The 12,633-nt window shown below is 66.1% G+C and carries 13 protein-coding genes; all 13 read left to right on the top strand.

Going from position 1 to position 12,633, the window contains the following annotated elements:
• The first annotated feature begins 24 nt into the window (after nt 1-24).
• Nucleotides 25-1,701, top strand: a complete 1,677-nt coding sequence (locus AB0N61_RS07265; RefSeq protein ID WP_167944553.1) for a ribonuclease J — start codon at nt 25-27, stop codon at nt 1,699-1,701.
• A gap of 73 nt (nt 1,702-1,774) precedes the next feature.
• Nucleotides 1,775-2,269, top strand: coding sequence for a GNAT family N-acetyltransferase (locus tag AB0N61_RS07260; protein WP_363362769.1), 495 nt, complete (start codon nt 1,775-1,777; stop codon nt 2,267-2,269).
• A gap of 80 nt (nt 2,270-2,349) precedes the next feature.
• Nucleotides 2,350-5,058: a DNA translocase FtsK 4TM domain-containing protein gene (locus AB0N61_RS07255; RefSeq protein ID WP_363362767.1), complete on the top strand. Its 2,709-nt coding sequence runs from the start codon at nt 2,350-2,352 to the stop codon at nt 5,056-5,058.
• Nucleotides 5,058-5,633 carry a CDP-diacylglycerol--glycerol-3-phosphate 3-phosphatidyltransferase gene (pgsA, locus tag AB0N61_RS07250; RefSeq protein ID WP_363362765.1) on the top strand — a complete coding sequence of 192 codons (576 nt, stop codon included), beginning with the start codon at nt 5,058-5,060 and terminating at the stop codon, nt 5,631-5,633. The genes AB0N61_RS07255 and pgsA overlap by 1 nt, the downstream gene beginning before the upstream one ends.
• Nucleotides 5,630-6,112, top strand: coding sequence for a CinA family protein (locus tag AB0N61_RS07245; RefSeq protein WP_363362763.1), 483 nt, complete (start codon nt 5,630-5,632; stop codon nt 6,110-6,112). The genes pgsA and AB0N61_RS07245 overlap by 4 nt, the downstream gene beginning before the upstream one ends.
• A gap of 141 nt (nt 6,113-6,253) precedes the next feature.
• Nucleotides 6,254-6,562: a helix-turn-helix transcriptional regulator gene (locus AB0N61_RS07240; protein ID WP_042541772.1), complete on the top strand. Its 309-nt coding sequence runs from the start codon at nt 6,254-6,256 to the stop codon at nt 6,560-6,562.
• A gap of 23 nt (nt 6,563-6,585) precedes the next feature.
• Nucleotides 6,586-6,810: a DUF3046 domain-containing protein gene (locus AB0N61_RS07235; protein ID WP_363362761.1), complete on the top strand. Its 225-nt coding sequence runs from the start codon at nt 6,586-6,588 to the stop codon at nt 6,808-6,810.
• A gap of 282 nt (nt 6,811-7,092) precedes the next feature.
• On the top strand, nt 7,093-8,136 hold the full coding sequence (gene recA, locus AB0N61_RS07230; protein ID WP_363362759.1) for a recombinase RecA: 1,044 nt from the start codon (nt 7,093-7,095) through the stop codon (nt 8,134-8,136).
• The gene (locus AB0N61_RS07225; RefSeq protein WP_363362758.1) at nt 8,133-8,978 is read left to right on the top strand and encodes a regulatory protein RecX; all 846 of its coding nucleotides are present in this window, start codon (nt 8,133-8,135) and stop codon (nt 8,976-8,978) included. The genes recA and AB0N61_RS07225 overlap by 4 nt, the downstream gene beginning before the upstream one ends.
• 69 nt (nt 8,979-9,047) lie before the next feature.
• On the top strand, nt 9,048-10,595 hold the full coding sequence (gene miaB / locus AB0N61_RS07220; RefSeq protein WP_363362757.1) for a tRNA (N6-isopentenyl adenosine(37)-C2)-methylthiotransferase MiaB: 1,548 nt from the start codon (nt 9,048-9,050) through the stop codon (nt 10,593-10,595).
• A 32-nt stretch (nt 10,596-10,627) separates the two neighbouring features.
• Nucleotides 10,628-11,566: a tRNA (adenosine(37)-N6)-dimethylallyltransferase MiaA gene (gene miaA, locus AB0N61_RS07215; RefSeq protein ID WP_363362756.1), complete on the top strand. Its 939-nt coding sequence runs from the start codon at nt 10,628-10,630 to the stop codon at nt 11,564-11,566.
• A 54-nt stretch (nt 11,567-11,620) separates the two neighbouring features.
• Nucleotides 11,621-12,148 carry a dihydrofolate reductase family protein gene (locus tag AB0N61_RS07210; RefSeq protein WP_167944543.1) on the top strand — a complete coding sequence of 176 codons (528 nt, stop codon included), beginning with the start codon at nt 11,621-11,623 and terminating at the stop codon, nt 12,146-12,148.
• Nucleotides 12,141-12,617, top strand: a complete 477-nt coding sequence (locus tag AB0N61_RS07205) for a GNAT family acetyltransferase (protein WP_363362754.1) — start codon at nt 12,141-12,143, stop codon at nt 12,615-12,617. Before AB0N61_RS07210 ends, AB0N61_RS07205 begins: the two co-directional genes overlap by 8 nt.
• Nucleotides 12,618-12,633: the final 16 nt, after the last annotated feature.

Raw genomic sequence — 12,633 nt, 5'->3', positions numbered from 1 at the left:
GGAGTGTCCGACTGAGGAGACAGCATGTCCATCCCGCTCGCAGAACCCGCAGCTCTCGACGAGGGGACGCTGCGGGTCACTCCGCTCGGCGGACTCGGCGAGATCGGTCGCAACATGACCATCTTCGAGTTCGACGGCAAGATCCTGATCGTCGACTGCGGGGTGCTCTTCCCCGAGGAGCACCAGCCGGGCGTCGACCTGATCCTGCCGGACTTCGAGCCGATCAAGGGCCGTCTCGACGACATCGTCGGAGTGGTCCTCACCCACGGGCACGAAGACCACATCGGTGCCGTGCCCTACCTGCTCCGCCTGAAGGGCGACATCCCCGTGATCGGGTCGGGTCTCACGCTCGCGCTCGTCGAGGCGAAGCTCAAGGAACACCGCATCAGGCCCTACACCCTCACGGTGAAGGAGGGCCAGCGGGAGCAGGTCGGCCCGTTCGATCTCGAGTTCGTCGCGGTCAATCACTCGATCCCGGACGCCCTCGCCGTGGCGATCCGCACCCCGGCAGGCCTCGTGCTCGCGACCGGCGACTTCAAGATGGACCAGCTTCCGCTCGACGGACGCATCACGGACCTGCGGGCGTTCGCGCGCCTCGGCGAAGAGGGGGTCGACCTGTTCCTCGTCGACTCGACGAACGCCGACGTCCCCGGTTTCACACCCACCGAGCGCTCGATCGGCCCCGTGCTCGATCAGGTCATCGGAAAAGCCCCTCGTCGCGTCATCGTCGCGAGCTTCTCCAGTCATGTCCACCGTGTGCAGCAGGTGCTGGATGCCGCGCACGCGCACGGACGACGTGTGGCGCTGCTCGGACGCAGCATGCTGCGCAACATGACGATCGCCGAGGACCTCGGATACCTGAAGGTGCCGAGCGGCCTTCTCATCGACTACAAGAAGGCTCGCGACCTTCCCGACGACAAGATCGTCTACATGTCGACCGGCTCGCAGGGCGAGCCCATGGCCGTGCTGAGCCGGATGGCGAATCTCGACCATGCGATCGAACCCGGTCCGGGCGACACCGTCATCCTCGCGTCCAGTCTGATCCCCGGCAACGAGAACGCCGTGTACCGCGTGATCGACGGGCTCACCAAGCTCGGCGCCAACGTCGTGCACAAGGCCAACGCCAAGGTGCACGTGTCCGGCCACGCGGCAGCGGGCGAGCTCATCTACTGCTACAACATCCTCAAGCCGAAGAACGTGCTTCCCGTGCACGGCGAGTACCGCCATCTGATCGCCAACGCCAAGCTGGCTCAGGACACCGGTGTCGAGGCGGAGCGCACGATCATCGCCTCGAACGGCACCGTCATCGATCTCAAGGACGGCGACGCCCGGGTGGCAGGTCAGCTCGACCTCGGGTTCGTGTATGTGGACGGCTCGACTGTCGGCGCGATCACGGACGCAGATCTCAAGGACCGTCGCATCCTGTCGGAGGAGGGCTTCGTCTCGGTGATCGTCGTGGTCGACGCTCAGACCGGACGCATCATCTCGGGTCCGGAGATCCACGCGCGAGGCATCGCCGAGGACGACTCCGTGTTCGACGACGTCACGCCGAAGATCGTCGCCGCGCTCAAGGAAGCCTCCGGCAATGGTGTGCGCGACACGCACGCGCTCTCGCAGGTCATCCGCCGCACGATCGGGCGCTGGGTCAACCAGAAGCTCCGTCGTCGCCCGATGATCGTCCCCCTCGTCATCGAGGCCTGATCGGATCCTGGCCGCTCGCGGGTTCACAGTCGACCGACACTCGGCTGTAACGCGAGCGGCCTAGAATCTGTCCATGCCGGACGTCTTCTCGATCCGACCCGCCGATCAGGCGGACGGGAGCTTCCTCGGCGACATGGTCGTCGAAGCGGCGAACTGGCGCTCCGGCGGGGCACGAGCCCGGCATGAGATCCTGACCGCCACCGAGCACCGTCGGTACATCGCAGGGTGGATGAGACCCGCAGACGCAGGCTTCGTCGCCGTCGACTCCGACGCGCGTCCGATCGGGGCGGCGTGGTATCGGATGCTCGCGCCTGACGATGCCGGATTCGGTTTCGTCGGTACCGCCGTTCCGGAGCTCATCATCGGGGTGCAGCCGATCTGGCGTGCGCACGGCGTCGGACGGACACTGCTTCGACGTCTCGTGGCCCACGCGCGCGAGCAGGGACACCCCCGGATCAGCCTCAGTGTCGAACGGGACAACTTCGCGCACGCCCTGTATCGCTCGGAGGGCTTCGTGGTCACCGAAGCGGGAGGCCTCCGGGACACGATGGTGCACCGCACGTCCTGATCTCTGTCGCGCACGCTCCGAAGCGGTCGGAATGCCGCGTCATTACGGGCATTGTCGGCGTCTGGTCGTAACGTGAGAGCATGGCCAGGAGTACCACGAAGTCAGCGCGCGCGTCCGAGAGCGCCACGCCACGCCCCAAGAGGCAGGCTGCTCCGAAAGCTCAGGCCGCGCCGAAGAAGTACATCGACGAGATCGACAAGCCGCCGGTGGCGGTACGAGCGTGGAACGGGCTCGCCCACGGCGTCGGTGGTCTGTTCCGGGCATTCGGTCCCGAGACGCTCGAGAAGGATGATCGGCGCGACGGGTTCCCGTTCCTGCTCGTGCTTCTGGCGATCGCCGGCGCGGTCAACGAATGGTTCTTCATCGGCAACGAGGTCGCCTCGAACATCAGCGCGTACTCTGTCGGGCTTCTGGTCGGGCGCGTAGCTTTCGTCATGCCCCTGCTGCTCTTGCTGCTCGCGGGGTGGCTGTTCCGCCACCCCTCCTCTGTAAACGACAACGGTCGCATCGGTTTCGGGTTCGGCCTGCTGTTGATCACGTCATCCGGCTTCTGTCACGTTGCAGGCGGGCAGCCTCAGCCTCAGCCTCAGATAACAGCGCTGAGCGGTGCGGGCGGCGTGTTCGGCTGGCTGATCGGTGAGCCGCTGTCGTATCTCACACCTGTGGGTGCCTACATCGTGCTCGCGCTCCTGGCCGGACTCAGCATCCTGATCCTGACAAAGACTCCGCCGAACCGAATCGGACGGCGCCTCGGCGACCTGTACGCATGGATGTTCGACGCGGAGCGCACCGAGAAGCCTGCGAAGGACGCCGCCGCGATCGACGACTCCGACAAGGTGGACGATCCCGACGTCCTTCCGTGGTGGCGACGCAACAAGACAGGCCGCGAAGAAGACCCCGATGAGGGGACGCTGGGCTCCGACGACATCACAGCGCTGCTGACCACCTCTGAGCCGACTCCGGCGTACGATCAGGCCGTCGTCGTGGAGGATCCGTACGACGCGGCCACCGAGGTCCTGACGGACGTGCGCTCCGTGACGGAGTCGCTGGCCGGGCAGCAGACCACGGCACTGCTCGATGACGAGTCCGACACAGGCGAGATGCCGGAGCTGCCGGGTCTCGACGGCTTCGGCACGGCCGGCCCGGGGGAGCGAGGCCCGCAGGCCCCGGTCACCCCGTATGTGCTGCCGTCGCCGGGACTTCTCGTCGAAGGACCTCCGCCGGTCGCGCGCTCCGAGGCGACCGACAGGGTGATCGAGCAGATCACGAGTGTGCTGACGCAGTTCAAGGTGGACGCGAAGGTCACCGGTTTCTCGCGTGGTCCCACAGTCACCCAGTACGAGGTCGAGGTGGGTCACGGCGTCAAGGTCGAGAAGATCCTCCAGCTGAGCAACAACTTCGCCTATGCGGTCGCGTCGAACGACGTGCGGATCCTGTCACCGATCCCCGGAAAGAGCGCGATCGGAATCGAGATCCCGAACGCCGACAAGGAGATGGTCGCGCTCGGCGACGTGCTGCGATCTCCGGCTGCGCACAAGAGCACGCATCCCATGACGATCGGTGTCGGCAAGGACGTCGGCGGCAATATCGTCATCGCCAACCTCGCGAAGATGCCGCACCTCCTTGTCGCCGGTTCGACCGGTTCGGGTAAGTCCAGTTTCGTCAACTCGATGATCACCAGCCTGCTCATGCGTGCGCGACCGACCGACGTGCGGATGGTCCTGATCGACCCGAAGCGCGTCGAGCTGACGAGCTATGCGGGAGTCCCGCACCTGATCACGCCCATCATCACGAACCCGAAGAAGGCCGCTGAGGCGCTCCAGTGGGTCGTCAAGGAGATGGACATGCGGTACGACGACCTCGCGTCGTTCGGATTCCGCCACATCGACGACTTCAACCGGGCGGTCCGTGCCGGCGAGGTGGAGCTGCCCGTGGGCAGTGAGCGCGTGCTCAAGCCCTACCCGTACCTCCTCGTGGTGGTCGACGAGCTCGCCGATCTGATGATGGTCGCTCCGCGTGACGTCGAGGACTCGATCGTCCGCATCACACAGCTCGCGCGTGCCTCCGGCATCCACCTCGTGCTCGCGACACAGCGACCCAGCGTCGATGTCGTGACCGGTCTGATCAAGGCCAACGTCCCTTCGCGGCTCGCGTTCGCGGTGACGAGCGTCACCGACAGCCGTGTCATCCTCGACAGCCCCGGAGCCGACAAGCTGATCGGCCAGGGCGACGCACTGTTCTCCCCGATGGGTTCGTCGAAGCCGTTCCGCCTGCAGGGCGCCTGGGTCGACGAGAAGGAGATCGACGCGGTCGTCAAGCATGTGACCCGCCAGGCGCGTCCGGACTACCGTGCCGATGTGCAGGAGGCGCTGGAGCCGACGAAGAAGAAGGAGGTCGACGAGGACATCGGCGACGATCTCGAGCTTCTTCTCGCAGCGGCCGAGCTCATCGTGTCGTCGCAGTTCGGTTCGACCTCGATGCTGCAGCGCAAGCTCCGCGTCGGCTTCGCGAAGGCGGGTCGTCTGATGGACCTGCTCGAGTCGCGCGAGATCGTCGGCCCGTCCGAAGGCTCGAAGGCTCGCGACGTCCTCGCCACAGCAGAGCAGCTTCCGCAGGTCATGGCGAAGCTTCGCGGTGACGACGTGCCGGCGAAGCCTGCTGCGCCCTCGGCCGCGCCGGCTGCCGGAGCTCCGCACGACCCGGTGGAGGCGCAGTTCCAGGGGCTGCCCGTGGTCGAGGCCGAGGGCGATGGCGACGAAGACGCCTGGGGACTGACGGGACGCGACTGATGGCCATTCCACGGCAGCTTCCCAATGCGATCACGATCGCGCGCATCCCTCTCGCAGTGATCTTCTTCGTCCTCCTCCTGGTGGGGGGCACCTACGGACTCGACGACATCGTCGTCCGCTGGATCGCCGCGGTTCTCTTCATCGTGGCGATCTCGACCGACTGGGTCGACGGCTATCTGGCCCGCCGGTACGAGATCGTCAGCGACTTCGGAAAGCTCTGGGACCCGATCGCCGACAAGCTGCTCACCGGCGCCGGGTTCATCGGCCTCGCAGTGCTCGGCGAACTCAACTGGTGGCTGGTGGTCGTCATCCTCATCCGTGAGTGGGGCATCACGATCCACCGCCTCATGGTGGCGAAGGAGCATGTCGTCGCTGCGGCCTGGATGGGCAAGGTCAAGACCGCGGTGCAGGCGGTGGCTCTCTCGTGGGCGCTGCTTCCGCTGCACGTCGTGATCGGCCTGGAGCCGTGGGTCCTCGTGACCGCCGTCCTGATGGTCGTCGTGCTGATCCTCACTGTGGCGAGCGGCATCGACTACATCGTCGCGCAGGTGCGAGGAGCACGGCAGTCCTCATGACGTCCGCGTCGGCGGTGCTCGCTGCGCTGGTCCAGCGCGGCTGGACGCTCGGTGTAGCGGAGTCGCTGACGGGTGGTGCTCTCGCGGCCGAGTTCGTCTCCGTGCCGGGCGCCTCGGCCTCCCTGCGCGGAGCGGTCGTCGCATACGCCACGCCGGTGAAGCACACGCTGCTGGGCGTCGACGGTGCGCTTCTGGATGCGCACGGGCCCGTGCACCCGGAAGTCGCGCTCCAGATGGCAGCAGGGGTGAGAGGTGCACTGACGGTCGACGGGGCCCCTGCCGATGTCGGCGTCTCCACCACGGGCATCGCCGGGCCTGACTCGCCCGACGGTCAGCCCGTGGGTACGGTGCACGTGGCAGTCGTGACGCCGGACTCCTCCGCGACCGAGCTGTTCGTCTTCGACGGCGATCGCGCGCAGGTGCGGTCGCAGGCGGTCGACGCAGCCATCGGCCTGCTCGCGCGGCTTCTGCGGGAATAGCGGATGGGTGTGCTCCGTTATGTCCTATGTGCTCACACCGAAAGCACAGCGTGCGAAGGTAGATTTTGTGAAGGTCGGTAGGACTAGACTGGCGGTCTCCTCGAGGGAGACATCGAGAAGGCGATCTGGGAGGAGGTTCCGATGATTCTTGTACGACAGGAAATCGGCGATGTGCTGAGGGACTTCCGCCTGCAGAAGGGGCGGACGCTCCGGCAGGTTGCAAGCAAGGCTTCTGTGGCTCTCGGCTATCTGAGCGAGGTCGAGCGGGGCCAGAAGGAGGCATCGAGCGAGATTCTCGCCTCGGTGGCTGACGCTCTGGATGTTCCCATCTCGATCATCATGCGCGAGGTCGGCGATCGGATCTCGGTCCTCGAAGGCATTCAGGTCTTCCCTGATGTCGTACCGGACGACCTCGTGGCCTCTGTCGAGCCCGAGCTGTCGCTCCACTGAAGCTCGCACACCAATAGCTTCTGATGCGACGTAGCGAGTTCCTCCGCGCAGTCGACGCGGAATTCGGTGGTCGAGGGTCGTCTCTGGTCAGCGACCTCATTCTGACCCAGCTCGCCGGACGCACTGCCGACGAAGCGTTGGACGCGGGGGTTCCACCGCGCGAGATCTGGCTGGCGCTGTGCGCCGAGACGGATGTTCCCCTGGAGCGGCGCCATGGGGTAGGCCGTCTGGAGCCGCGCAAGCGGTGACACCCTGAAGCGTCCCGCAGCGCGGCGTTCGAGGCACTTTCGATTCGTGACTCGCCGCGACGGCGTGTCGTCGAATATGTGTTCGAAGCGGGCGTAGTCTTCTGCACAAGTGGTTCAGAGACGGTGTTCTCCCTGTTTCGCGGAGCTGATGACGCAATGTCGGAGGTGCCTCGTACGGTGAAGAACGAGCCGAAGAGCCATACGCCTTGTCGGAGAGTTCCGCCCAGCCGGGAGGACCGCGACAGCCTACAGGCGGCACCACGCGAGCATAAGGAGCACGTCATGCCATCACCCGCTGACCGCGAGAAGTCCCTCGAGACCGCCCTCGCCCAGATCGACCGCCAGTTCGGAAAGGGCTCGGTCATGCGACTGGGCAGCGACGAGCGTGCGCCCGTCGCCGTCATTCCGACCGGGTCCATCGCTCTCGATGTCGCCCTCGGCGTCGGTGGGCTCCCGCGTGGACGAATCGTCGAGATCTACGGTCCGGAGTCGTCGGGTAAGACGACACTCACCCTCCATGCGATCGCGAACGCTCAGCGTGCCGGCGGAATCGCCGCCTTCATCGACGCCGAGCACGCGCTCGACCCCGACTACGCCGCAAAGCTCGGTGTCGACATCGATGCTCTTCTCGTCTCGCAGCCGGACACGGGTGAGCAGGCACTGGAGATCGCCGACATGCTCGTCCGCTCCGGGGCCATCGATCTGATCGTCATCGACTCCGTGGCCGCGCTCGTGCCTCGGGCCGAGATCGAAGGCGAGATGGGTGACTCCCACGTGGGTCTGCAGGCGCGCCTGATGTCTCAGGCTCTGCGAAAGCTCACCGGTGGACTCAACCAGACGAACACCACGATGATCTTCATCAACCAGCTCCGCGAGAAGATCGGTGTCTTCTTCGGCTCGCCGGAGACCACCGCAGGTGGAAAGGCGCTGAAGTTCTACGCGTCGGTCCGCATGGACATTCGCCGCATCGAGACTCTCAAGGACGGCACCGATGCAGTCGGAAACCGTACGAGGGTCAAGGTCGTGAAGAACAAGATGGCTCCGCCGTTCAAGCAGGCTGAGTTCGACATCCTCTACGGCGTCGGCATCTCGCGCGAGGGGAGCCTGATCGACTTCGGTGTGGAGCACGCCATCGTCAAGAAGTCCGGGTCCTGGTACACCTACGACGGCGATCAGCTGGGACAGGGCAAAGAGAACGCGCGGACGTTCCTGCTCAAGAACCCCGACATCGCGCTGGCGATCGAGACACAGATCAAGCAGAAGCTCGGCATCGGTGGCGCCCCCGACGCTCCTGCTGACGAGCTCGCCGAGCGCCGCCCGGCATGACCGTGAGTGACGGCGGGGGCGAGCCTCAAGAGCTCGCCCCCGTCATCCCTCTGTTCGGACGGGATGCCGCGCCCAGGAGGCCGGTCGATCGCAGCGCTGCGCAGCCTGACGGAGTCACCCGGCGGGGTGCGGAAGATCTCCGTCTCGATCGCTCGACAACGAGCGGAGCCGAGACGTTCCGTGACTCGCACTCGGCAGCGCTCACCGACTCCCGTGGACCCAGCGAACGGCATCCCGCCCGTGGCGCTGCGGCGCGGTCAGCACCTCGACTGCGCGCATTGCAGTCGGACGACTCCGCAGACGAGAGCGGCGTCGATCCCTCGAAGGTGCGTGCTGACGCCGAGGAGTTGCTCGTGCGCAAGCTGAGGGCTCGGTCTCTCTCGTTGTCAGAGGCGCGGCTGGTGCTCAAGGGCTACGAGCGGGACGGGGACCGACTCGACCCTGGAGTGATCGACGACGTGATCGACGATTTCTGTCGCCGCGGCTACCTCGATGACTCGCTTCTCGCCGACCAGCTCGTGACCTCCGGGATCGAGCGCAAAGGACAGGGGAGAGTCGCTCTGTCACGCGCACTCTCGCAGAGGGGGATTCCTCGCGACGTGATCGACGCGGCGCTGGACGAGGTACCAGACGATGACGCCGCGAGAGCGCTCGAGTTCGCTCGCTCGAAAGCACGATCCATGTCGCGACTCGATGGCGACACGGCCCTTCGCCGCCTTGTCGGGCAGCTGGCGCGCCGCGGGTACAACGGTTCGGTCGCGATGTCGGCTGCGAAAACGGCACTCGCGGAGGCATCCTTCGGGTCGTCGAGTTCCGGGGTTCGTTTCGTCGACTCGGACTGACGTCGACAAGTGAATCGTTCGCCACAGGCAACGGCACCGGCTCAGAAGCGCTCGTACAATGGGGAGATCATGACTATCCCGCGCAGTGAACCGACGATCATCGCGTCGTCGTCAGCCGCAATCGACCGCGACGGGCGCCAGCGTTCGTACGAGGTCCGCACCTTCGGCTGCCAGATGAACGTCCACGATTCCGAACGCCTTTCGGGCTCGCTCGAAAGCGCAGGATACGTCCGTGCGACAGACGGCGCCGAGGCCGATGTCGTGATCATCAACACGTGCGCGGTTCGTGACAATGCGGCGGGCAAGCTGTACGGCACTCTCGGCCAGCTCGCTTCAGTGAAGCGACGCAAGGACGGCATGCAGATCGCCGTCGGCGGCTGTCTGGCCCAGATGGACAAGCAGGCCGTGCTCGACAAGGCGCCCTGGGTGGATGTGGTGTTCGGCACGCACAATATGGGCTCGCTCCCGGGCCTGCTCGAACGCGCCCGGCACAACGGCGACGCCGAACTGGAGATCCTCGAGTCTCTCGAGGTGTTTCCGTCCACTCTTCCGACTAAGCGCGACTCCGCGCACAGCGGGTGGGTGTCCATCTCGGTCGGATGCAACAACACCTGCACCTTCTGCATCGTTCCGAGCCTCCGCGGCAAGGAGAAAGACCGTCGTCCGGGCGACATCCTGAACGAGATCCGCCTTCTCGTCGACGACGGGGCGATCGAAGTCACCCTTCTCGGTCAGAACGTCAACTCCTACGGCGTGGAGTTCGGCGACCGTCAGGCTTTCAGCAAGCTCCTGCGCGCCGCGGGCGAGATCGACGGACTCGAGCGCATCCGCTTCACGAGTCCTCACCCGGCCGCATTCACCGACGATGTGATCGACGCGATGGCCGAGACTCCCAACGTGATGCCGCAGCTCCACATGCCGCTGCAGTCGGGCAGCGATCGCATTCTCAAAGCCATGCGTCGTTCGTATCGCAGCGAGAGGTTCCTCGGGATCCTCGACCGCGTCCGTGAGCGCATCCCGCACGCCGCGATCACCACCGACATCATCGTCGGATTCCCGGGTGAGACCGACGAGGACTTCGAAGACACGATGCGGGTGGTCGAACAGGCACGGTTCTCGAGCGCCTTCACGTTCCAGTACTCGATCCGCGAGGGCACACCGGCGGCGACGATGGAGGAGCAGGTTCCGAAGGCCGTCGTGCAGGAACGCTACAACCGACTCATCGCGCTGCAGGAGCGCATCTCGCTCGAAGAGAATCAGAAGCAGATCGGCCGAGAGGTCGAGGTGCTCGTCTCGACGGGCGAGGGCAAGAAGGACGCCGAAACCCACAGGCTCACCGGTCGCGGCCAAGACAACCGTCTCGTGCATTTCGAGGTCACCCCCGGATCGGCCGTTCCCCGACCCGGAGATGTCGTCTCGGTGACGATCACCCGTGCGGCTCCCTTCCACCTTCTGGCAGACGACCCGACGGGCGCGCCGCTCAGGATCCGTCGCACCCGAGGCGGCGACGCCTGGGATCGCGCCCAGGCGGAGTCGTGCGCGGTGCCGGCACCGGCGGCGTCCGACGGCAGGCGAGCGGTGTCCCTCGGCCTGCCGACGCTTCGCGTCGGGCGGTGACCGCTGCGCACGATGAGACCGGTGCTGGAGCAATGACAGGCCGGGCTCCCGGCCGTGCTGTCGACGCTCCCCGCCTGTGGGCGATCGTGGGTGCGACGGGAACGGGAAAGAGCGATCTCGCGCTCGATCTCGCCGAGGTTCTGCGTCGCCGAGGCAACGACGCCGAGATCGTGAACGCGGATGCGATGCAGCTCTACCGCGGAATGGACATCGGCACGGCGAAGCTCGCCACGGCCGACCGGCGCGGCATTCCGCATCACCTCTTCGACGTGCGCGAGGTCGACGAGGAAGCGGCGGTCGCCTGGTATCAGCCCCTCGCGCGGTCGGTCATCACCGATATCCAGAGTCGGGGCGCTGACGCGATCCTCGTGGGCGGCTCCGGGTTGTACGTCTCGAGTGTCATCTTCGACTTCTCCTTCCCGCCGCGCGACCCGATCATCCGATCCAGACTCGAACGAGAACTCGAGGACGAGGGCGCGGGTGCGATGCTCGAGCGGCTGCGAGCTCTCGATCCCGCCACGGCGTCACGCATCGATCCCAAGAACGGAAGGCGTGTGATCCGCGCCCTCGAGGTCCTCGAGCAGGGCAGTGCCACGCATGGTGCTACCCTGCCGCAGCAGCCGGCTCTGTGGAACGCGGACACGCGTCTGATCGGTCTTCACGTCGAGCGCAGCGTCCTCGTCGAACGGCTCGACGACAGAGTCGAAGGGATGTGGCGCGCCGGCCTCGTCGACGAGGTGGCAGGGCTCCGACGACAGGGGCTCGAGCGTGGCGTGACGGCGCAGCGTGCGATCGGCTACTCTCAGGCTCTCGCGCAGATCGACGGTCGGCTCACGCAGGACGAAGCGATCGCCGAGACACAGGCGCTCACGCGTCGGTACGCGCGGCGTCAGGTGTCCTGGTTCAAGCGCTATCCGGGGCTCGCCTGGCACGAGCCGCCCGTGGATGCCGCGGCACTCGTCGGATCCTGAGACAGATCCGTCATCGCATCGCGCGATGTCGGTGGCCGATGAGAGGCTGGACGCATGGCCACCCACTTCTACACCGCGAGCAGCCTCGACGGTTTCATCGCGACTGAGCAGCACTCCCTCGATTGGCTCCTGAAGCAGGACATCGACGCCGAGGGTCCGATGGCCTACGAGGCATTCGAGAAGACGATCGGCGCTCTGGCCATGGGAGCGTCGACCTACGAATGGGTCATGCGCCACGAAGAAGGGCGCTGGGGGTATACCCAGCCGACCTGGGTGTTCACGCACCGAGCGCTCGAGATTCCCGTCGGCGCCGACATCCGCACCGCTGAGGGCGACGTGATCGCCGTGCACACCGAGATGGTCGCCGCCGCCGGTGGCAAGGACCTGTGGGTCGTCGGTGGGGGAGACCTGGCAGGGCAGTTCGCCGATGCCGGCCTGCTGGACGAGGTGTGGGTGCAGTACGCGCCGGTCACGCTCGGATCCGGGGCGCCACTCCTGCCACGGACACTGGACCTCGAGCTCCTCGAAGTGGCGCGCAACCGCAACTTCATGTGCGGGCGTTACCGCGTGCGCCGTGGCTGAGCCGAACATTCGGCCGCCCGCAGGCGAGGACTGGGAGGTCCGCGCTTTCGACAGAGCGGACACTGAGTCGGTTGTCGCCCTCTGGACCGAGGCGGGTCTCACTCGCCCATGGAACGATCCGCGGCTCGACATCGAGCGCAAGCTCACCGTGCAGCCCGAGCTGTTTCTCGTCGTGGAGGCAACCGAGTCGGGGTCGAACGCCTCGGGGATCCTCGGCACCGTCATGGCAGGTTACGACGGTCATCGCGGCTGGCTCTATTACCTGGCGACCGCGGCGTCGCATCGCCGGCGAGGGATTGCGCGATCACTCGTGCGCGAGGCCGAGCGGCTTCTCGTCGCGATGGGGTGCCCGAAAGTGCAGCTCATGGTGCGAGAGGGGAACGAAGGGGTCCTCGGTTTCTACGACGACCTGGGGTACGAACGATTCTCGGTGTCGAACACGGGTCGGCGTCTGATCGTCGACGCGTAGCCGAGATCTCTAGACT

This window comes from Microbacterium sp. NPDC089320, from assembly GCF_040684875.1.
GTDB lineage: Bacteria > Actinomycetota > Actinomycetes > Actinomycetales > Microbacteriaceae > Microbacterium.
This window is presented reverse-complemented; position numbering and strand designations above follow the sequence as displayed.